The sequence below is a fragment of the Streptomyces sp. NPDC047869 genome (assembly GCF_040704065.1).
Taxonomy (GTDB): Bacteria; Actinomycetota; Actinomycetes; order Streptomycetales; family Streptomycetaceae; genus Streptomyces.
In genome coordinates, this window is the sequence record NZ_JBEYRK010000023.1 from 51,147 (window position 1) to 72,554 (window position 21,408).

The window sequence follows — 21,408 nt, forward strand, 5'->3', positions numbered from 1 at the left end:
ACCTTCACCCGAGTAACGCCCGGGGCACGCCACCTTGACCAGAGGCATCGCCGACGGCAAAGCCAGGGTGCAACGCGCCAGCCCCGGGTTCACGCCTTCCGTCCTCGACGGCTTTGCGCAGGACCCAGTACACCGGCGCCGGCTGCAGCGGGCCGGTTCGTCCCGCGCCGAGGAGTGCCGGGTTCCAGCCCCGTACGGCGCTCGGCAGGCCGGCGCGCCAGTGGTGTTCTTCGGCGAGGACGCGGCGCTCTGTGAACCGTACGGGCAGCCAGCGTCGCCAGCGCGCGGGGGACGGGGTTGTGTCGAACGTGAAGGCGCCTTCCACGCGCAGTTGGTCCAGGTGCACGGTGCGGGCGAACGGGCAGCCCGACAGGTCGACGTCGGCCAGGACCAGGTGGCCGCGTCCACTCCGCACAGCGACGCCAGCCTTCTCGCAGGATCAGGTGCTGTCGCCGCAGCATCCGCAGGATCTGTCGCCACCGTGAGAACGGTCTCTGCCAACTGTCTGCCCTTGGTGAGCATGAACGGATCCGGCTCTGAAGCGATCGCGAGGAGGTGCTCGAAGCCGCCCGGCGGATCCGTACGGGCCTCAGGACATGCTGCCCCGGCACACCGTCCCCGGAGCCGGGGTGCGGCCCGTGCGGAGGTAGTGGTCGACCGTCTCCTTGACGCAGCGGTTCTGCGGGTATGTGCCGTGGCCCTCCTCCTGGGCCGTCAGGAGGACGCCGACGCCGTCGCCCAGGGCGCGGGCCATGTGGCGGGCGCCGGGGTAGGGGGTGGTCGGGTCGCCGGTACCGCCGACCACCAAAACGGGGGCCGCGCCATCGGCGTTCACCTGGAGCGTGGCGCGCTCGCCGTCGAACGGCCAGTCGTAGCAGAGGTAGACGCCGGTGGACCAGGCTGCGCCGAAGACAGGTGAGGCAGCTTTGATGCGGGCCTCGTCCCGGTCGAGGCGTTCGAAGCCGGGGCGCAGGCTGGAGTCCGCGCAGGTGATCGCGGTCAGGGCGGCGCGGCTGTCGTCGCGCGGGGTCGCCGCGCGGTCGGCGGAGCCGATGTCGTCAGCGCCCTTGCTCAGCGGACGGCCGTCGTTGTGGTCGATCAGCGCGGTGAGGGCTTTGGCGAGCGGCGTCCAGCCGTCCGTGCCGAGGTCGAGATGGTCGCTGACGGCGTACGCGAGGTCGTCGGCGTCGAGGTTCCTTCCGGCTCCGGCCGGGGCGGGCTTCTTCCCCAGGCGGTCGGCCAGGCGCGCCATGCGCCGCGCGGCCTCCTCGGGCCCGTCGCCGGTCGGGCAGTGGCGGATACGGGCCGCGCAGTGCGCGGCGAACCGGTCGAACGCCGCCTGGACCGCCTTGACCTGCGACACCTGCTCCTCGGCGAGGTCCTCGGTCGGATCGACGGACGCTTCGAGGACGAGCCGTCCGACGTGCGAAGGGTACAGGTGGGCGTAGACCGCGCCGAGCGCCGTTCCGTACGAGACGCCGAAGTAGTGCAGCCGCTCGTCGCCGAGGAGGTAGCGCATCAGGTCGAGGTCGCGCGCGGTGTGCGAGGTGCCGATGTACGGGAGGAGCGCCCCGGAGCGCTCGGCGCAGGCGTCGGCCGCGTCGTAGCCGGTGTCGTCCGCGGTCTTCCCGCATCGCACGGGGATGGTCGCGCCGACGCCGCGCGGGTCGAAGGAGACCAGGTCGTAGCGGTCGAGGAGCGGCTCGTACTGGTTGAGGCGTTCGGGGAGTCCGCTCACGCCGGACACGCCGGGGCCGCCGAAGTTGAGGACGAGCGAGCCGATGCGCCGGGCGTTCGGCCCGGTGGCCTTGCGGCGGATCAGGGCGACGTCGATCGTCCTGCCGTCCGGTTTCCGATAATCGAGGGGGGCCTTCATGGTGGCGCAGTCGTAGCCCGTGCGCGCGGCGGGCGGTGAGGTGCAGCGGGACCAGTGGAGGTGCTGGCCGGTGGTGAGCGCGGTGGGCAGACCGGCGGGCGGGTTGTTCGCGGTGAACTCCGTACGCGGCTCCGCCCTCCGGCCGGGAGCGTCGTGCTGGAGCCAGGCGCCGACGGCCCCGATCGCGGCGAGGACGACCACGGCGATGATGCGCGCGCCGACCGAGAGGCCCGGTCTGCGGCTGCGTATCGGATGTGCGTCACTCATCCAAATCCCCGCGCTTCCGCCCTTGGACGCGCGCCCCGTTCCCGCATGCCCGTACCCGTGATCGTCCGATCGCCGAATGCGTTCAGGGTACAAGCCCTCTCCGACAGCTCGGCTCGCGAGAGTGCCCAGAAATTCAGACCGCCCCGTGCTCACGCGACTCCTGCTGCGGTCCGGCCCAGCGTGTGCTGGACGCCGGGCTGCTGGGTGTGCGGCGGCGAGGCCGTCACCGGGGGTTCGCGGTGGGTGCGGACCTTACGCGATCACCGAGCGGTGACCACGGCGGCGAGGTCGGCGAGGTTGGCGATAGGAGCGGCGTTGAGCGCTGCCAGGATTTCACCACTCAGTAAGCACAGGGGGGTTGGCAAGCCCTGTTGGTGCCTCAATCATCTTGTCATGCACCTGCGAACCGACGGGCGGTTCGCGGTCTCATGGAGGTGTTGCGATGCACCGAAGACTTTCCGTCGGCCTTTCCGCCTCGGCCCTGGCCGTCATCACCGTCGTCGGCACCGCGACCGCCGCCGACGCCGCACCTGCGGACAAGCCCCAGGTCCTCGCGAACTGGACCCAGACCAGCGCGTCGAGCTACAACACCTGGGCCGCCGCCCGCGCGAACCAGGCCGCCTGGTCCGCGTACGCGTTCGACTGGTCCACCGACTACTGCTCCAGCTCCCCGGACAACCCGTTCGGATTCCCCTTCTCCATGTCCTGCGCCCGCCATGACTTCGGCTACCGCAACTACAAGGCCGCGGGCACCTTCAGCGCCAACAAGTCCCGCCTCGACAGCGCCCTCCACGAGGATCTCAAGCGCGTCTGCCTCAACTACACCGGCGGCACGAAGACCGCCTGTGACAGCACGGCATGGACCTACTACCAGGCGGTCAAGGCGTTCGGCTGAGAAGCACCTCCTCGCCGGACGGCAGGCAGCGGATGGGATCACCAGGACCGAGGTACCGCGGAAAGGGATGTGTCATGGCGGACTTGAACGCTGCGGGGAGCGCGGACGACGGCGTTCGCCGTCGCACCCTCCTGCGCGGCGCGGCAGGCTGGTCGGCAGTGGCCGGTATGGCGCTTGCCGTGGGCGCGGGGACGGCGGGCACGGCTTCGGCGTACGGCTGGACGCGCACCCTCCAGCAGGGCACGAGGGGTGCCGACGTGACGGAACTGCAGGTGCGGGTGGGCGGCATCCGGCGCCCAGCAGACCTGTGTCGCCTGGGACGGCGCCTTCGGACCGGCCACCGAGAGCGCGTTCAGGCGGTTCCAGTCCGCCTACGGTTGACGTCCGACGGTGTCGTCGGACCGCAGACGCAGAGCATGCTGAACAGCCTGGAGAACAGCGACGGTTCCTCCGCTCACTTCGACTGGAGCGAGTTCCACTCCAACGACGGCTCGGGGTTCGGTGGCGGCAAGGTGAGCTCCGCCCAGGTCAAGGAGAACGTGCGCCAGGGCGCGCACGCGGGCGTCCAGGTCGTCGCAGGCCACGGCGCCGCCTGAGTCGGCGGGGCGCGGTCCCAGTCCGGGCACCGCGGTGATGGCGTGGCGGGTGCGCCACAGTTCCACGAACGCGGCGGTGCTGGCCCAGGCGTGGCGGCGGGGCGCGCTGGTGGGCGGCGGGCCGAACGGGCGCACCCACACGGGCGGCAACTTCGAGCGTGTGACGACCGACTTCCAGACGGCCCGCGAAGCCCTCGACGCCCGGCTGCGTGAGCTGCGCGCCGAGGCCGGGCTGGAAGGCAAGGAGCTGGCCGCCCGGCTCGGATGGCAGACCTCAAAGGTGAGCCGCCTCCAGAACGGCAAGCAGACCCCCAGCCGTGATGATCTGACCGCGTGGGCGCATGCCCTCGACCGTGCAGAGGTGGAACCCGAGCTGCACGGGCTGCTAGCGGGTCTCGACATGAAGCAGCGCCACCGCTCATGGCGACGACAGCTGGCCGGCGGACACCGGGGTCGCCAGGAGATCGCCGTACGCCAGAGCGAGGCCACGTCGGTGATCCGCGGTCTCGAAGTCTCGCGAATTCCCGGCCTCTTCCAGACCCCGGAGTACGCGCGGGTCGTCTTCGACACCAACCCCGACTTCCGTCAGATCCCGGCTACCACCGAGGACGCCGTCGAGAAGCGGATGCGCAGGCAGCCAAGCGCTGTACGACCCGGAGAAGGCCTTCCGCTTCCTCGTCTGCGAGGCCGCGTTGTACCACCGGCCCTGCTCGGCGGACATCATGGCGGAGCAACTTGACCTCCTGTACAACCTCGTCGGGCAGCGTCGCATCGAACTCGGCATTATCCCGTTCGGCGCCCAGTTGCGCTGCACCGCACCGCACGCCTTCTGGATCTACCGACCGGCGCCTCGTCATCGTCGAGACGATCAGCGAGGAACTCTGGCTGACCGGCGAGGAGGACATCGTCCTGTACGAGCGGGCATGGGACTGGCTCGCCGACTCCGCCGAGTACGGCACTCCGGCCCGACGCCTGATCGGCCCCGGGCCGTTCGCTGGACAGCGACTGGTCCGCTCCGGCAGCGGGGGGGCGGCCAAGCACGCACAGAGCGACGGGTTGACCCACGCCGGGGTGAGAGGCGGACGGGAGCGCAGCCGGCTTCAGGCCGTGGAGCCACCCCGAGAGTAGGGGCGAACAGCCTGAGGCCCGTACTTGGTCATCCTCTCGTACCCGGATACCTGGTGCTCGCAAGGTGTTTGGCGCTTCCGATCCTCGGTTACGGGGTCGGGGGACGAGTCGGAGCCGTCGGTGTCCTCGGTGTCGTCCTGCCCTTTGGCCAGACTCATAAATACGCTGCCCGCGACGACGGCGAGGACCGTGCCGCCGCCAATGATGTTCCTCCTGTGCTTCTTGAACGGGCTCTTCACGGTCTCCGCGACGGAGGTGGGCTCGACGTCCTCGGAGGGAGTCTGGTCGGAGGGTATGGAGGGGTTCACCCGCACAGACCTACCGGACCCATGCCTCGCCTTTCAGGCAATCACTCGACATCACCGGGTCAAGTTCAGTAGCGCGTTGACGGGTGCGTCTTGAGTCTGGGGCTGGATGATGACGCTGAACGCCTGTGACGCCCTGTACGGCTCGAAAACGGTCGGGAGACGGGAGGTTGCCGCAATAGCAGCAGCGGGGCTGCGAGAGAGGCGCTCAGGGCTCAGATCGGCGCGCCGCTGGCCGCTGCCGCCCGTTTCGGGGTCCTGGCACAGGAAGACGACGATGCCGTCGGGGCGGGCCCCGCGCCGCTCACTGCCGTCGATCAGGCATTCCGCGAGCTGCTCGGCCACGTGCGGCCACTCCCGCGGCGAGCGCGGGACGCCGAGTCTTGCGGCCGTCGAAGCGGCCGCGTTCGCCGTGGAGTGCGACGAGCACGATGGAGTCGGTCGGCTGGAAGCCAAGGACGTACGGGAGCGCGTCGGCCAGCTCGGCGGGGCCGCGCAGGGTGATCTGCTGCTCGTCGGACGGTTCGCTGGTTACGTGGTGCTTGTTCATGGTCACGACCGTCCCGCAGCCTCCCCGGATTTCCGCGACCCCTGTGGGTAACTCGGACGCCCCGTTATCCACAGGGCGGACTCCTCGTTCGCGCAATGTCCGACCCATCGGGTTGCATGGAGGACAGCCGCGGTCGATGCGGCCGGCAGCGCCTCCTCAGCCCCTGTCGCCCACCGCCTCCCGCGGTGCCAGGCACTCGGCCAGGTACTCGGCGATCGCCATCACGGTGGGCCGGTTCCACAGCAGGGTCGCGGGCAGCGTCAGCCGGAACAGCCGCTCCAGCCGCCGGCGGACCGCCACCGTCATCACCGAGTCCATGCCCGTCTCAAGAAGCGGGCGTTGCACTCCGATCTCCTCGGAGGTCAGCTTGATCTCCCTCGCCACTTCTCCGCGCACCTCCTCGACCAGCAGATCGATGAGCTCCTGCGGCGAGAGACGAGTCCAGTCCCGGCCCTGCGCCTCCGCGTCCTCGGACGCGTCCGCGACGACCTCCAGCTCCGCGGTGAGCGGGATCCGGCGCGGCCCGCCGTCAGTCGCGACCAGCCGGAACACGGCGTAGTGCGCGGCGCCGTACCGCTCGGCGTACTCCCAGGAGCGCAGCGCCTCGAGGGAGGAGATCTCCGCATGGCCGAAGGCCGCCAGCTCGGCCGCGATGAACTCCGAGGAGGCCGACATACCGAGGCCGCGCCACGAGGTCCAGCCGAAGCTGATCGTGTCGTCGTGCCCGGCCGCCCGGCGGTGCCGTGCCAGAGCGTCCAGGAACGCGTTGGCCGATCCGTACGCACCCTGGCCGGGGAAGCGGAAGAGGTAGCCGCAGGACGAGAACAGCACCATGAAGTCGACGCTGCCGGCCGGGAACAGCTTGTCGAGGACCATCGCTCCGGCCACCTTGGGCTGAAGGACGGCGCTCAGCGACTCGGCGTCCATGTCGGCGACCGTCCGTGCGTCCACGACACCGGCGGCGTGCACCACTCCGCGGATCGGCGGCAGTCCCAGCTCCGCGGCGCTGAGGACCTTGCGGGCCTGCTCGGCGTCGGCGATGTCGAGCGACACCACGGCGACGGTGACTCCCAGGCCTTCCAGCGCTCGCAGCGTCTCGATCTGGCCGCGCACCACCGGGTCGTGCTGCTGATCCCACTCCGAGCGGATCGGGAAGGGGCGGCGGCCCGCGAGGATCAGGCGGCGGGCGCCGCGGCCGGCGAGCCAGCGTGCGACTTCGAGGCCGAGCGCGCCAAGGCCTCCGGTGATCAGGTAGGTGCCCTCGGGACGGCATTCGACGGAGCCGCGCTCGGGCGCGCCGGCGACGGGCACCAGCCGCGACTCCTCGTACGCACCGCCGCGGACGGAGAGCACATCGGCCTCGGGGCGTGCCCGCACCCCCTCCAGGAGTGGCCCGTAATCCTCCGGGGACGCCGGGTCCAGGTCGACGATCCCGCCCCACAGGTCGGGGTGTTCGGCCGCGGCGATCCGGCCGATGCCCCAGGCGGGCGACTGGGCGAGTGCAGCGTGGTCCGCGCTCTCGCGCACTCCGGTCGTGACCGCCCACACCCGCGGTTGGTCGACCGCGTGGGCGAGGATTTGCTGCACGGTACGGCTCACCGCCCAGGCAGTGGAATGTGCTGCCCGTCCGACCTCCTGCTGCTGGTCGGAGCGGGTCGGGGCGATCACCAGGACGGCGGTGGTGCCGGTGAGCCGCTCGCCGACCGCGGCCAGCTCTTCGGGGGAGCCCACGGCGAGGAAATCGAGGCCGGCATCGGCGCACGCGGCGGCGAGGCCCCGCGGGTCGGCGCCCACGGCCACCACGGTGTCCAGCGGGCGGGCAGCGGGCAGTGCCAGCGGTCGCCACAGCACCTCGTGCACCAGCCGGCGGGGCGAGGCGGTGGCGGTCGGGTCGCCGGTCAGCACCGTCAGCCTGATGCCGGTGACATTGGCGATGACCTGCCCCTCCAGGTCCGCCACCACGACGTCCAGGGTGTCGGTGCCGTCCGCCCGTTCAGCGGCCCGTACGTGCACCTGGGCCCACTGCGGCGGGTCTCCGAGGAGGGCGAGGCGCGCGATGTTCGAGGGCATCCGCACGACCGGCTCGCCGAGGAAGAGCACGGAGGTGACCGTCATCGCGCCGTCGAGCAGAGAGGCCCACGTCGCGGTCCCCTCGGCGCCCGTGTCGATCACGGCGAACAGTTCGTTGGGGCCGCCCCGGCGCAGCTCCTCGATCTCCCAGGGGAAGCCCATGCCGGCCACACCGATCCGGGTCACCCGTTCCTGCACGTAGGCCGGGCTGACGACTTCCGCGCAGCACTGCCGTACCGCATCGGCGTCGAAGCGGTCCTCCAGGACCCCGCCCAACGGGTCGATGGCGGCCGTGGTGTGCGTCAGCCAGGACTCCTCGCTCTCCTGCGTGTCCTCGTCGCTGATCCGGGAGGCCAGCCGCAGCGTCGAGTCCTGGTACGAGATCTGGATGTCGCGCGGTACCGACACCGAGACGGGCACACGCAGTGCCACGTCCACCAGCGCTGGACGCCTGTGGCCCGGCCCGGCCACTCCGGCCCGGCCGAGAGCCTCCAGGAAGGTGTTCATCAGCACCGCCGCCGGGATGATCTCCACGTCGTGGACCGGGTGGTTGCCCGGGTAGGGGCGGCTTTCCATATCCAGGTACGTCTGCCACAGCCAGAGCGGAGTGCTGCCCGCGATCCGGGTCACATCGCCGAGGAGCGTGTGGGTGTGCGGGTCGTGCTGAAGGACCCCGCGCCCGCCGCCGGGCCGGGAGTCCTTCCAGTACGTCTGGTGCTGCCAGGCCGTGGCGGGCAGGTCGGCCGGCTCCGCCCCGCTGCCGAACTGCGCCCCGAGTACGGCGGGAACGCCCGCGCAGTACAGGGCGCCGAGGTTGCCGAGCAGCGTCCGCCGCTCGGAGGTGTCGCGCCGCAGGGTGCTGACCACCCGCGCGTCGTCCACTCCCAGCTCTCCGAGGGTCTCGCTGATGGAGTGCGAGATGATCGGATGGCTGGAGATCTCCAGGAAGTGCCGGTGGCCGTCCTCGACCGCGGCGGTCACGGCCTGCGCGAAGTACACGGGGTTGCGCAGGTTGCCCGGCCAGTACCCGGCTCCCAGATCCGCTTCGGCACGCGGGTCCTCCAGCGACGTCGAGTAGAAGCCGAGCGAAGGCTTGCCGCCGTCCAGGTCCGCCAGCACCGCGGGCAGTTCGGCCGCATACGCGTCCATCTCCGCGGTGTGGAAGGCGATGTCGGCCTGTACCTTGCGTACGACCAGGCCCTCGGCCTCCCAGCGCTCGCAGATCCGTGCGACGGCCCCGGCTTCGCCCGCGATCACGGTGGACATCGGCGAGGACGCGATGGCGGCGGCCACCCGCTCCTCTCCCGCGAGCCGCTCGTGGGCTTCCGTGAACGGCAGGCCGACCAGCGCCATCGTTCCGGTGCCTGCTGCCGGGCGCAGCAGCAGCGCCCGGCGGCACGCCAGCCTGGCGGCGTCGAGCAGGGAGAGTCCGCCCGCGGTGACGGCCGCGGCCAACTCGCCGATCGAGTGGCCGATGACGGCCGCCGGCTCGATCCCGTACGCACGCCAGGTGGCCGCGAGCGCGATCTGGACGGCGTACGTCGCCGGCTGGACCACCTGGGGGCCGTCCAGGGTGTCGCCTTCGAGGATCGACCGGGCCGTGAAGCCGAGCTCCTCCTGGTACACGGGGCCGAGTTCGTCGATCACCTCGGCGAAGGCGGGCTCGGTGGCGAGCAGTTCCCTGCCCATGCCGATCCACTGCGCGCCCTGGCCGGCGAAGACCCAGACGGCCCGGACGGGTTCGGCGGCCGCGGTGCCGGTGGTCACGTCCGCCCGCTCCTCCCCCGCGGCGAGGCCGCGCAGCGAGGCGACGAGTTCGCTCCGGTCCGCGGCGACCACCGCGGCCCGGTGGGACAGCGGCGAGCGGCGCTCGGCCAGGGTGTGTCCCACCGACTCAAGGGAAACCTGTTCCCCGGCCCCTTCCAGCCAGTCCGCGAGACGGCCGGCGTTCGCCTCCAGGCCGGCCGGGCTGGCGGCGGAAAGGGTAAAGAGCCAGGGGCCGTTGGAGGATGTGCCGACGAACTCGGCGGGGGCGGCCGCCGATGCCGGGGCGTGGGCCGTCGCGGTGTCGGGCGCTTCCAGGATGACGTGCCCGATCGTGCCGCCGAAGCCGTAGCCCGACACGCCGGCGCGCCGCGGGCCGTCCGCGGTGGGCTTCCACGGGGTGGGCTCGGTGGCGACCTTGAGGCCGTTGGTGTCCCAGGGGATGGCCGGATTGGGCACCGCGCAGTTCAGGCTGGGCGGGATCTCGCCGTGCTGGAGCGTCAGTACGGCCTTGATGATCCCGGCGGCGCCGGCGCCCGCCTCGAGGTGGCCGATGTTCGTCTTGACGGAACCGATCAGCAGCGGACGGTCGGCCGGCCTGGCCGCGCCGAACACCTCGGACAGCGCCGCCGCCTCGATGGGGTCACCGACGCTGGTGCCGGTCCCGTGGGCCTCCACGTATCCGACGGAGGCCGGGTCGGCGCCGGCGTCCCGGTAGGTGCGGCGCAGCAGGTCCGCCTGGGCCTCGGCGCTGGGCTGCATGATGCCGTTGGTGCGGCCGTCCTGCATGATCCCCGAGCCCCGGACGACAGCCAGCACGCGGTCGCCGTCGCGTTCCGCGTCCGCCAGCCTCTTGAGGATCAGCACCCCGGCGCCCTCGCCGCGTCCGTATCCGTCGGCCGTCGCGTCGAAGGACTTCGAGCGCCCGTCCGGGGAGCAGGCACCGGCGTCATCCATGATCTTGGTGACGGCGGGGTGCAGCATCGCGTTCACGCCGCCCGCGATGGCCAGCGAGGTCTCGCCCGACGCCAGTGCCTGGCATCCCAGGTGCACGGCCACCAGCGACGCGGAGCAGGCCGTGTCCACGGCCATACTGGGGCCGCGCAGGTCCAGGTGGTACGAAATCCGGTTCGCCGCCCCGCAGTGCACCGAGCCGATGCCGGTCCATGCCTCGACCTCCGGCAGGTCCTCCATGAGACGGCGTCCGTAGTCCTCGGTGCCGATGCCGACGTACACGGCCGCGTCCCCGCCTGCCAGCCGGTGGGGCGGGATGCCCGCGTGCTCCAGTGCCTCCCAGGCGACCTCCAGCATCATCCGGTGCTGCGGGTCCATCTGCTCCGCCTCGCGCGGCAGGATGCCGAAGAAGCCGGCGTCGAATCCGGCGATGTCGTCGACGAAGGCGCCCATGCGGGTGGTGTCGCGCAGCGCGGCCGCGTTCCTGGCGTCCGCTTCCAGGTACCTTGCCCAGCGGTCCCCCGGTATCTCCGAGACGCCGTCGCGGCCCTCGATGAGCAATTTCCAGAATTCTTCGGGCGAGTTCGCCCCGCCGGCGAACCGGCATCCCATGCCGATGATCGCTATGGGTTCTCTGTTCTCGGACATGCGCTCGCGTTTCTCACTCGGATGGGGGCATGGCGAAGCCGGCCTCTGTGGGCAGCCGGCATGGCGGAGCCGGGGGAAGCTTGGGGAAGGGGCTTGGGGCAGGTCGCGGGAGCGGGCCGACAGCGGGTCAGGTACCGGAGCCCGTCGTCACCGGCCCTCGAAGATCAAGGGAAGGGCCAGTGGCCCTCTGATCATCGCGCCGCGCTGCCATTCGATGGAGTCCGCCGGTACGGCGGGCGAGAAGTCCGGGAAGCGGGCCAGTACGGCGCGCAGCGCCGCGACCGTCTCCATCTTCGCCAGCTGCGCGCCCAGGCAGAAGTGGATCCCCCGCCCGAAGGAGAGGTGCCGGGCCGCTTCCGCCCTGAGGACGTCCAGGCGCCCCGGGTCGGGGAAGGTGTCCGGGTCCATGTTCGCCGCCGCCACCCCCACCATCACGCCCTCGCCCTCGCGGATGTCCGTACCGGCGAGCTCCAGGTCGTGGGCGGCGTACCGCCAGGGTGCGAGCTTGACCGGGGAGGTGTAACGCAGCAGCTCCTCCGCGGCGTTGGGGAGCAGCTCGGGGTGGTCGGCCAGGTCCCGGCGCAGCTCCGGGTTCCGGGCCAGTTCGAGCAGCGACATGCTCAGCAGGTGGGCGGTCGACTCGTGCCCCGCGAGGATCAGCATGAAGAGCGTGCCGATGATCTCTTCCAGGCTCAGGCCGTCCTCCTCGTCCTGGGACGCGACCATGGCGCCGGCCAGGTCGTCGCCGGGCTCGCGTCGTTTGAGGGCGACCAGGTCCTCCAGGTGATCCATAGCCTCCTGGGCGCACTGGACGTACGCGTCGACGTCGGCGGCGTGGCCGGCGTTGAGCACCCGGGCCCAGCGCTGCACCCGCAGTCGACTCTCCTCGCTGTCCGGCACACCGAGCAGGTCGCAGACGATGCGCAAGGGGTACGGGGAGCAGAACGCGCTCACGATGTCCACGGGCTCGCGCGAGGGCAGCGCGTCCACCATCGCGACCGCACGGCTCTCCACGTCCGCCAGCCTGCGGCCGATGCGGGCGGCGCTGAAGGGACGCGCCACCAGCCTTCGTACCCGGGTGTGCTCGGGCGGGTCCATCTCCAGGATGTTGCGGAACAACACCGTACGAAGCCGGTCGGGCAGTCGGGAGAGGATGCCGCGGGAGCGCTTGCCGAACCGGAGCGGGTCCTTGATCAGCGAAGGGTTCGCCAGTGCCGCCACGGCGTCCTCGTACCGCGTCACGAGCCATGCCTGCGATCCGCTCGGCAGCGTGATCCGGTGGATGGAGCCGTCGGCGTGCAGTTGCCGGTAGGTGGGCCTGGGATCACTCTCCCATTCCCGGGAGAACAGCGCGGAAACCTGTGCTGCCGTCACGTGCCTCATTCCTTTCAATTCACCGGAGGCCTTCGACTCCGAGAAGTTCCGGAGCCTCGCGCAGCACAGAGGCGATCGGGCCTCCCTCCTCGTTCCGACCTTTGTCGATAAAAGCGAGATTGTGGTAGAAGTGAATTCCCTTGATCGACCGGTCGGTCGGCTTGGGAACCCGCGTCTCGCTCCTGAGAAATTCTTCGTGATTGAGCCCGTCCACCATTTCCTTGAGGAATCCCACGGTGAACTCGGGAGCGTTCAGATCGTCTTCCGACCCCTCGAAGAGTTGCGGCCAGTACGATCCGTGAAGATCCTCGACGACATAGATGCCGTCCTCGGCGAGACAGGGGAAGAGCGTCTTGAAAGAGGTGATGACATGCGGACTCATATGACTGCCGTCATCGATGACGATGTCGAAGGGGCCGTATTTTTCGGCCATCGAGCGGAGCGCTTCGGGGTCGGACTGGTCCGCCTGGATCGTGGTGATGCGGGGCCGGTCGAGTGCCCGCTTGTCGGCGATGTCCACGCCGTACACGAGTCCGCGCGGAAAGAATTCCTTCCACATGCTCAGCGAGCCGCCGCCCGCGTCGGTGTCGCCGTATCCGCCGACGCCGATCTCGCATATTTTCAGGCGACGGTCACGCAGGGGACCGAAGTGGCGCTGGTAGTGCTGCGTGTACTGGTGCAGGAAACTCCATTTGTCCGTACCGTGCCGGACCGCGAGTTCCGTCAGACGGGCCGGCTGGTCGCGGTCGAGCACCTGCACGACGCGCTGCACCACCGCATGGAAAAGACGGGGGACGGCCGGGCCGTTCACCAGTCGGGGAACCATCGTGCGCGGACTCGGCCAGCGGATTTCCCGGCCGGCCGAGGACACGCGCTTACGCGGCCCGTACAGGGCGAGCGCCGTCTCGCACACGTCCTGGACGATCACCGTCGGGGGAAGGTCGGCAGGGCGGGCGGCCCTGCCGATCTCCACGCCCTTGGGGCCCACGGAGACGAGTACGGACGTCTCCTGGCCACCGTGCGTCAGCGTGATGACGAGGGAACCCTCCCCGGCGCCCTCGGCCGCGGCGAGCTCGTCGAGGTGCGCGCGGAACAGCACCTCGTTGATCAAGGTCGCGGCCACGGTGGGCAGGCCGGCCGCTTCCACCGTCGCGGCCACGTCGGCCCGGCCGCGGTCCGCCGCTTCGATGAGGGCGTCTGTCATGTCGGTCATGCCGGCCTCCGTATCCCGGTGGTGAGTGACCCGGTGGTGAACGACCCGCTCGTGAGTGTCCCGGCACCCGGTGTCCCGGTCGGCAGCAGCCCCTGCGCCCGTGCCTCGGCGAGGGTGGGGGCGAAGCGGTCCTGATCGGACAGGACAGGCGTCAGGGGCCAGTCGATGCCCAGCCACGGATCGAGCGGATTGATGGCGCGCGCCCGCCCCGGGTCGTACTCGGTAGAGGACAGGTAGACGACGACGGCGTTGTCGCTGAGCGCCATGAACGCGTGGCCGAGGTCCTCGGACAGATGGACGGTCGCCGGGCTCTCGCTGTCCAGCCGCACCGCGTGCCACTGCCCGTACGTGGGAGAGCCGGTCCGGATGTCGACGGCCACGTCGAGCACGGCCCCGTGCACACACGCGACGCTCTTGGCCTGACCCGGGGCGGCGAAATGGATGCCCCGGACACTGCCGCGCCTGGAGACCGTGCAATTCGCCTGGGCGACGGAAGGGGCCTGTCCGGTCAACTCCCGGAAACGCGAGGCGCGGAACCATTCGTGGAGGCTGCCCCGGTCGTCCGGGTGGACGGAAGACCTCTCGATCCAAAGGCCCTCAATTCCTGATGGATTCACGCGTTCTTCCTTTCTGCGCATGGGCCTCCTGAAGGAGGGGGAAAGCGGCGTGCAGGGCGCTGCGCCAGTGCCGCAGCGGAGGGATCCCCGCCTGGTCCCAGCGGCCGTGGCCCAGCGCGCTGTAGCCGGGGCGTGCGGCCGGGAGCCCGAATTCGCCGCTGGTGACGGGCAGCACCCGCGAGGGGTCCGCGCCCAGGAGCCGGAAGACCTCCTGGGCGAGACCGTGCCACGAGACCTCCCCGCTGCTGGTGCCGTGGTAGACGCCCGGCGGGGCAGTGCCGGCCTCGGCGGCGCCGGCGAGGCGGGTGAGGAGTCCGGCCAGGTCGTCGGCCCAGGTGGGCTGGCCCGTCTGATTGTTGACGACCCGCACGCTCTCGCGCGTGCGCTCCAGGCCGATCATCGTGTCCACGAAGTTGCGGCCGCCGACGCCGTACAGCCAGGCCGTGCGCACCACGTACCCAGTGCCGGGGAGCGTGTCCAGCACCGCGCTCTCCGCGGCGGCCTTGGTGCGCCCGTACGTGTTGATCGGATCCGTCGGAGCGTCCTCGGGGTACGGGGTGCGGGAGAGGCCGGAGAAGACGTAGTCGCTGGACAGCTGCAGAAGGATCGCCCCGTTCCGGCGGCACGCCCGAGCGAGGTTGCGCGTGCCCGTCGCATTGACGCGCCACGCCGGGTCGGGGTCCTTCTCCGCGGCGTCGGCGGCCGTCCAGGCTGCGCAGTTGATGACCACCCGGGGCCGGTGGTGCGCGATCGCCCCGTCCACCGCGTCCGCGTCCAAGATGTCCAGGTCCCGGCGGTCGAGTGCGACCACGTGCTCGTCCCCGCAGTGTTGGACGAGGTGCCGGCCCAGCATCCCGCCCGCCCCGGTCACCAGCCGGCTCATCGGGCGACTGCTTCCGTGAGCACGTCCAGTTCGGCCACGCCGAAGGCGGTCGGATCGGCCACCCGGCTCAGCAGGATCTGCGCATCGCGGTTTCCGCACGTACGGAAGTCGTCGACGACCTCGGTGATGCCGCCGAGCAGGAAATTGTCGCCCAGATACATCACGAAGTCGTCGTCGGCGAGGAAGTCCCTGGCCACGGCAACCGCATGGGCCAGCCCCAGCGGACGGTCCTGGTGGATGTACGTGAAGTGCAGACCGAAGAGAGATCCGTCGCCGATGGCGGCCGTGATGGCGTCAGCCGTGTCCCCCACGATCACACCGACGTCGGTGATGCCGGTCGCGGCGATGGCTTCCAGCCCGTAGAACAGCACCGGTTTGCCGGCCACGGGGACGAGTTGTTTGGCGGACATCTGCGTGATGGGACGCATGCGGGTGCCGGATCCGCCTGCGAGGACAAGGGCCTTCACTGTGCCTCCTCAACCTGATGGGCCTCGATGAGGGCGTGGGCGGCCGCGGGGTCCGCGAGGGGCACCACGATGGTGGTGACCGGCCGCAGGACGCCCATGCGGGCGGGCACCTCTACCGGTTCACCGAGATGGAGTTCGAGGGCGCCCGACGCCCGGCCCGGTACGCGGAATCCGTCCTCGGCCGGCCGGTGGTCGGACTGCTCCGCCGCCCGGGCCCGGCTGACGGCCGTGAGGGGGACCCGCGCGCTGTGGTGCAGGCCCCACCGCAGGACGACGTCGTCCCGGCCCAGGGTGTGCGGTCGCACCCTGCCCGCCACGGCGAAGGCGGCAGCCGCGGCGGCCGCGTACAGCAGGGCGACGGTCCCGGCGATGGTGAGCGCGCTCACCCCAGCCAGGGTGAGCAGCGATACCCCGCCCGCCGCGAGCAGGAGCGCCAGGGCACCGGACTGCCAGGCGAAGCCGACCCGGCCCAGGGGGGTGTCGCCGGGCCCGGCCTGGGTGCGGAAGGTGACGGCCCGGGCGAGGATTCCCCATACGGAGACCTCGTGGCGCACCATCTCCGCGATCGGCGGCGGCATCAGGGAGTAGAACGCCTCGCCGAGGGCGGCCCGCCGCCCGAGGCCGGTCCGCCGAAGCTTGCGGTACTGGCTGATGAACGCAACGCCGAAGACCAGGCCCAGCACGGACAGGGTGCCTTCGGTGACCACGAGGATGCCGGCGGCGATGCGCCAGTCCAGCAGCCCGGTCGTCACCAGCACGATCTCGATCAGCAGCACGAGGAGTCCGGCCCACCGCAGGCGGCGCAGCCACGTCGGCACCTGGCCGGGAGCCTTGGCCGGCGGCCGGGCGGTCTCCTGCTCCTGTGCTTGCTCGTTGCCCTCCAGTGCGTTGCGGACCGAGGTCACGGCGGCGGCGGGGTCGGTCGCGTGGATGCGGATCTCCCGCACCTCTCCGACGGTCTTGCCCGCTTCGAGCCGGGCGGGCTCGTGCAGTTTCAGCACCAGGTTGGTGGTGGACATGACCGGGACCGATAACACGCCCTCGTTGATCGCGGCCGTCCGCTGCTGATCGGAGACGATGCGCCGCACGGCCACCTCCTCGATCAGGCTCAGCGGCACGCGCGCGTGGAAGGATGCCCCGTAGGAAACCGTGAGCACCCCGCCCCCCACCCGGTGCGGGTAGGCCCTCAGCGCGACGGCGAAGCCCGTCATCAGGTAGGCGGCGGCGAGCCCGGCGGCCAGCGCCACCACGCGGGCCCACGGGGCGGACAGCATCAGGTCGACCAGGACGAGTTCCACGGCGGACAGGAAGAGGATCACGCCCACGCCGACGGCGCTGCCGTCTTGGCTGGGAATCGCCGTTCCACCCTCGCCCCTGCCCAGTGCCTTCCACGGCGCCCATGCGGCCGCGCCGATGCTCGCCCCTCCCCCAGTGATCAACTTCGCGTCGCTCATGGTGTTTCCTCCATCTGAGGCTCCGCCGCCCCCCGGCACGCCGCGGTGATCTCCAGCAGGTCCCGCAGAGCTTCCGCAGGGCCCTCTGCCACGAGCACACAGGGGTTGAGCACCACCTCGTCGATGCCAACAGCCCAGTACTTGCCGACATTTGAAGCGATTTCGTCAGCAGTACCCACAAGTACCACACCGTGATCGACGAGCTTCCGGGCGTTGTCCTGATCGTTTCCGGTCAGCGACAGCCCCGCCGCGGCCAGTGCCCGCTGGTAATGAGGGCTGCTCAGATGGTTGCCGGTGGCCAGCCGGACGGCACGCGCCAGGTCCCGGCCGGGCCGCCGTACGACGACGTGGACGACGCTGACCACACGGGGGCCCGGTCCCCCTCCGCCGAGCACCGGCAGCAGGGTGTCCCGTACGTGCGACAGCGGGGTCATCCAGGTGAGCGCCACGTCCGCGTGCTCCGCCGCCAGCCGGGCCATCCCGGACCGGAGCACGCCAAGACCCGTCTCCACCGCGGGGACGTCGGCCAGCGAGGGGTCGAGCCGGGTGGCGACGGTCGCGTCCGCTTCCCGCTCCTCCCCGGGCGCGCCCTTGAGCAGCCGGGAGACCGTGGTGAGGTACTCCCGCGCGGCCTTCAACGGGCTGTCATAGGGCACGCCGTTCATCGCCCGCTGGAACGCCGGCGTACCGGTGCCGAAGACCGCGGTGAGCGGTTTGCCCGACAGCGCCGCCAGCGACCGCGCCGCGACCGCCGCCTGGTAGGGGTGGGCCAGCGGCATGAGGGACAGGCCCACGCCGAGGGCCGGGCTGATGCCCTGTCCGAGCAGGTAGGCGAGCGTCTGGTGGGTGTCCAGGGTGAGGGACTGGCCCACCCAGAGCCGATCCGCGTGCTGGGCGGCGAGCCGGGCGAAGGGTGCCAGCTGCCGGGGGTCGCGCGGCTGGAGCGGGTAGTAGACGCCCACCCGCCCCTCGCGCGGCCGGTCGGCCGGGTCAGCCATGGGTCAGGGCCCCCGACTTCTTGCGCTCCTCCTCCGCCGCCTGGAGACGGACCATGCGCGCCCGGACGGCGTCGCTGCACAGGGCCAGGGCCTCGTCGCCCAGGTCGTCCTGCGGGGCCTGTTCGAGGACGAAGTTCCCCTGGGTGTCCTCCCCGTGGACCAGCAGCGCCGAGTCCTGGCCGCGGCTGGGGCGCACCGAGGGCGCCAGGTAGTCGATGGCGAAGGCCACCCGGGTCTCCTCGGTCCTGTTCAGGCCGGATCCGTGCACCACCAGCATGTTGTGCAGCGAGCACTGTCCCGGCCTCAGCACCACGTCGTGCCGTTCGAACTCCGACTCGTCGAAGGTGGCTTCGTCGCCGCGCATCATGCCCTTGAGTCCGGACGTCCTGCGGTGCGTGCGTATGCCGTCGCGGTGCGTTCCCGCGGCGAAGCGCAGGGTGCCGTTCTCCACCGACGTGGGTGTCAGGGCGAGCCAGACCCGGAAGGCCGCCAGCCGGCCGTCGGAGTCCAGGTCGTAGGTGAGCGCGTCCTGGTGCCAGGCGAGGTCGGTCGTGCCGCCGGGTTCCTTGACGAAGATCTGGGTTCCCCACACCAGGATGTCGGGGCCGAGCATGCTCTGGGCGATCTCCAGCAGCGCCGGGTGCCGCACCAGGCGGTGCGCCCACCGCGCAAGCAGATGGACCTTCGGCCCGAAGGCGAGTGCGGCCCGCGCGCCGCCCAGGCGCCGGCAATCGGCCAGGTGTTGGAGCACGGTGTCCCGCAGCTCGGCGGCCTCACTCTCCGTGAGGGCTTCCACGGGAAAGAGGAAGCCGTTCTTCTCGAACCCCTCGGTCTGTCGCTGTGCCAGCGTCGGCATTGCTTTCACCTTTCACCCATGGTGCGCAGCAGCTGTTCGGCGGCGCGGGCGGGGGCCGGCGCCGCGTCGTTCTCGTCCCGCAGGACACCCGCCGACTTCGCGTACTGGGGGTCGCCGAGAACGTCCTCGACGGCCCGGACAAGCTCTCCGTCACCCGCCAGGGCCGCGGGCACGGGGACCAGTCGCCCCGCCCCCAGCTCTTCTAGCCGCCGTGCGTTGTCCGTCTGGTCCAGGACCGAGGGGCAGACCACCTGCGGGACTCCGTTCGCCAGCGCGGCCATCGTGGTGCCCGATCCGCCGTGGTGGACGATCAGGTCGCAGTGCTGCGCGGCCAGTCCGATGGGCAGCCACCGCACCGCTTTCGCCCGCTGGGCGAGCTCCCGCGGCACGGTCCCCGGGCGGGCCGCCACCACCACCTCGACGTCCGGCCGTGCCGTCGCGTCGAGCGTCCGCTCCAGCAACTGGTGGGCCTCGGGCCCCTGCGACACGATGGTGCCCAGCGTGATCAGCACCCGCCGGGGCCGGTCCCTGTCCGTCAGCCAGGCCGGCACCACCGAGGGCCCGTTGTACGGGACGTAGCGCGTACGTATCCCGGACGGCGCCCCGGCGCTCTGGAACCCCGGCGGACACGGGTCGATCACCACGTCCGGCACCGATCCCATCCCCGGCCACGCCTCGTGCCACGCGCCGAAGACATGCCGTGCGGCGCTCGTCCGGGGTTCCGTCCGCAGGAAGCGGCCGATCCAGTGCTCTACGTGGGCCAGCCCGTGTTCGGCTGCGGCGCGCCGCCCGGTGAAGTCCATCGGGTCGGAGATCACCAGGTGCGGCCGCCACCCGTCGACGATCCTTTCGACGTCCCCCGCCATGGCGTTCGCGATGCGCGCGAGTCGCCGGTACGTGCCTGTCGTGTGGTCGTCGTCGATGTCGTCGCGCGCGTCGAGGGCCTGTTCCTCCGACACCGGAGCGGTGGCGACGGCGGCCAGCCCGGCCTGCAGCACCGTGTTCACGAAGAACGCCGGCACCACGACCCGTACGTCGTGCCCGGCACTGCGCAGGGCCCACAGCATCGGCACCATGGGGAAAAAGTGGCCGACGGCCGGGCTCGGGGTGGCCATGATCCGCAAGGGCTTCACGGGCGCTCCTCCAAGACGTCTTCCCCGCCGGCGACCTCGAGGAGCCGCCGCTCGAAGACGTCCAGCGGCTCCAGTCCCGCGCGCTGGCGGCGGCCGTCGAGCGTTTCCGGGTCCTCCACCGGCAGCCGCCGGTACTGCCCCCGCTCGTTACGGGTGTACTGGGTGCCGTAGCGCAGGGGCACTTTGGCGTGCAGGTGGATGCGGTCGGTCAGGTAAGCGACGTGCGCGGGGTCCGCGTCACCGGCGTCGACGGCTTCGACGAGACAGCCGAGGGCGAAGCGCTGGAGCTTCCGGTCGCGCGTGGCGTGCTGGACGATGACCATCGCGTCGGCGGATCCCTGCTCGCCGACGAGGGTGTGGCCCGGCCAGCCATGGGCTTGCAGGACGTCCCACAGGAAGCGCTCGTTGTCGGCCGCGACCCGCATCCAGCGGTCGACGTCCTGTGCCGTCTTGCCCGGGACCTTGGCCAGCTCCTGGTCGCGCACGGCGCATTCCCGCAACCGTGCGGCGAGGGCGGGGTCGGCTGTCACCGGAGTGTCTCGGCGACGATGAATTCCCGCATGGTGGCGGGCGACGTGGTGTCGCGGGCTTCCGGGTCCCGGTGGGCCGCGGCCACGGTCAGACCGTGCCGGCCCAGTTCCGCCGTGACGCTCTCGGTGCTGTCGATCCAGAACCTGAATCCGGTCAGATGGCGCGTGGTACGTCCTTCGCCGTCGGTCAACTCGGCGCTCATGTTGGTGAACTGGGTCCGGTCGGCGGGCCGGCGCAACATCCCGACCAGCACGAAGCCGGAGCGCTCACGCAGCCGGATCGGCACCGTGAACACCTTCTCGGACTCCTGCTCGTCCGGCTGGGCCGGGGCGTGGTCGAACAACAGCCGCCCGCCCGGGGCGAGATGACGGGTCACCGCGCGCAGCAGAGCCGTGCGCGCTTCGCCGTCGAACAGCGTCACGCTCAGCCCGCCGATCACCACGGCGTCGAAGACGCGGTCGAGGTCGAGGGTGGTCACATCCGCGTGTACGAAGGTCATCCGGTCGGTGACGCCGAACTCCGCGGCCCGCTTCTGGGCCGCGGCCAGCTGTATGGGCGAGATGTCCACGGCGGTGACCTCGTGTCCCGCGCGGGCGAGTTCGACCGCCGACCGGCCACCGCCGCAGCACAGGTCGAGCACCCTGCCCGGACCGGCGGGCACCGCCTGTTCGGCGAACCACGCGTTGTCCTGTTCAGCCTGGTTGACGATCTTCGTGTAGAACATGCCCAGAATTCCGTCGAAGGGGTCGACGAGCTTCGTGTTCGGCAGATCGAGTGCGCCGATCCCCGCGAACGGGCCGAAGAGGTCCTTGGAAATGTCCGCCATGTC

Annotated in this window: 16 protein-coding genes and 3 pseudogenes; 3 read left to right on the forward strand and 16 right to left on the reverse strand. The window is 71.1% G+C overall.

The genetic code is table 11. The features are described 5' to 3' along the window. Positions 1-4 precede the first annotated feature (4 nt). Positions 5-415 carry a hypothetical protein gene (locus AB0924_RS26430; protein WP_358938389.1) on the reverse strand — a complete coding sequence of 137 codons (411 nt, stop codon included), beginning with the start codon at positions 413-415 and terminating at the stop codon, positions 5-7. Positions 416-589: 174 nt separating this feature from the next. Continuing rightward, positions 590-2,143, reverse strand: a complete 1,554-nt coding sequence (locus AB0924_RS26435; RefSeq protein WP_366912704.1) for an alpha/beta hydrolase — start codon at positions 2,141-2,143, stop codon at positions 590-592. A 442-nt stretch (positions 2,144-2,585) separates the two neighbouring features. Here AB0924_RS26435 and AB0924_RS26440 point away from each other — a divergent pair, with 442 nt between their 5' ends. The 3 genes and pseudogenes from AB0924_RS26440 to AB0924_RS26450 form a co-directional block, all read left to right on the forward strand. After that, positions 2,586-3,038, forward strand: a complete 453-nt coding sequence (locus tag AB0924_RS26440) for a phospholipase (protein WP_366912705.1) — start codon at positions 2,586-2,588, stop codon at positions 3,036-3,038. 416 nt (positions 3,039-3,454) lie between these two features. Beyond that, positions 3,455-3,634 carry a hypothetical protein gene (locus tag AB0924_RS26445; protein ID WP_366912706.1) on the forward strand — a complete coding sequence of 60 codons (180 nt, stop codon included), beginning with the start codon at positions 3,455-3,457 and terminating at the stop codon, positions 3,632-3,634. Positions 3,635-3,794: 160 nt separating this feature from the next. After that, positions 3,795-4,615 (forward strand): annotated as a pseudogene (locus AB0924_RS26450) (helix-turn-helix transcriptional regulator); the annotation flags it as partial. Positions 4,616-4,734: 119 nt separating this feature from the next. Here the strand turns inward: AB0924_RS26450 and AB0924_RS26455 are convergent. The 14 genes and pseudogenes from AB0924_RS26455 to AB0924_RS26520 form a co-directional block, all read right to left on the reverse strand. Further along, positions 4,735-5,070, reverse strand: a complete 336-nt coding sequence (locus tag AB0924_RS26455) for a hypothetical protein (protein ID WP_358938378.1) — start codon at positions 5,068-5,070, stop codon at positions 4,735-4,737. A gap of 225 nt (positions 5,071-5,295) precedes the next feature. Beyond that, positions 5,296-5,617 (reverse strand): annotated as a pseudogene (locus AB0924_RS26460) (DUF4192 family protein); the annotation flags it as partial. A gap of 156 nt (positions 5,618-5,773) precedes the next feature. After that, complete coding sequence (locus AB0924_RS26465) at positions 5,774-11,053, reverse strand: type I polyketide synthase (RefSeq protein WP_366912707.1); 5,280 nt, start codon at positions 11,051-11,053, stop codon at positions 5,774-5,776. 147 nt (positions 11,054-11,200) lie between these two features. After that, positions 11,201-12,427, reverse strand: a complete 1,227-nt coding sequence (locus tag AB0924_RS26470; RefSeq protein ID WP_366912708.1) for a cytochrome P450 — start codon at positions 12,425-12,427, stop codon at positions 11,201-11,203. 19 nt (positions 12,428-12,446) lie between these two features. After that, on the reverse strand, positions 12,447-13,640 hold the full coding sequence (locus tag AB0924_RS26475; RefSeq protein WP_366912709.1) for a hypothetical protein: 1,194 nt from the start codon (positions 13,638-13,640) through the stop codon (positions 12,447-12,449). Then, positions 13,637-14,278: a dTDP-4-dehydrorhamnose 3,5-epimerase family protein gene (locus AB0924_RS26480; RefSeq protein WP_358938369.1), complete on the reverse strand. Its 642-nt coding sequence runs from the start codon at positions 14,276-14,278 to the stop codon at positions 13,637-13,639. The genes AB0924_RS26475 and AB0924_RS26480 overlap by 4 nt, the downstream gene beginning before the upstream one ends. Further along, positions 14,238-15,140: a dTDP-4-dehydrorhamnose reductase gene (gene rfbD, locus AB0924_RS26485; protein ID WP_366912710.1), complete on the reverse strand. Its 903-nt coding sequence runs from the start codon at positions 15,138-15,140 to the stop codon at positions 14,238-14,240. Before rfbD ends, AB0924_RS26480 begins: the two co-directional genes overlap by 41 nt. A 23-nt stretch (positions 15,141-15,163) precedes the next feature. Beyond that, a pseudogene (locus AB0924_RS26490) lies at positions 15,164-15,607 on the reverse strand (sugar phosphate nucleotidyltransferase); the annotation flags it as partial. After that, on the reverse strand, positions 15,604-17,061 hold the full coding sequence (locus AB0924_RS26495; RefSeq protein ID WP_358938364.1) for a hypothetical protein: 1,458 nt from the start codon (positions 17,059-17,061) through the stop codon (positions 15,604-15,606). The gene AB0924_RS26495 and the pseudogene AB0924_RS26490, both read right to left, overlap by 4 nt. Then, a complete protein-coding gene (locus tag AB0924_RS26500) occupies positions 17,058-18,059 on the reverse strand; it encodes an LLM class flavin-dependent oxidoreductase (RefSeq protein WP_358938360.1) in 1,002 nt (333 codons plus the stop codon). The genes AB0924_RS26495 and AB0924_RS26500 overlap by 4 nt, the downstream gene beginning before the upstream one ends. Further along, positions 18,052-18,915: a phytanoyl-CoA dioxygenase family protein gene (locus AB0924_RS26505; RefSeq protein ID WP_358938358.1), complete on the reverse strand. Its 864-nt coding sequence runs from the start codon at positions 18,913-18,915 to the stop codon at positions 18,052-18,054. The genes AB0924_RS26500 and AB0924_RS26505 overlap by 8 nt, the downstream gene beginning before the upstream one ends. 5 nt (positions 18,916-18,920) lie before the next feature. Beyond that, positions 18,921-20,048, reverse strand: coding sequence for a glycosyltransferase (locus AB0924_RS26510; RefSeq protein WP_358938356.1), 1,128 nt, complete (start codon positions 20,046-20,048; stop codon positions 18,921-18,923). After that, positions 20,045-20,533 (reverse strand): DUF6624 domain-containing protein, encoded by a 489-nt coding sequence (locus AB0924_RS26515; RefSeq protein ID WP_366912711.1) that lies wholly within the window; start codon positions 20,531-20,533, stop codon positions 20,045-20,047. Before AB0924_RS26515 ends, AB0924_RS26510 begins: the two co-directional genes overlap by 4 nt. A 41-nt stretch (positions 20,534-20,574) precedes the next feature. Next, entirely contained in the window at positions 20,575-21,405 is an 831-nt protein-coding gene (locus tag AB0924_RS26520) for a class I SAM-dependent methyltransferase (RefSeq protein ID WP_358938352.1), read from the reverse strand. Positions 21,406-21,408 lie beyond the last annotated feature (3 nt).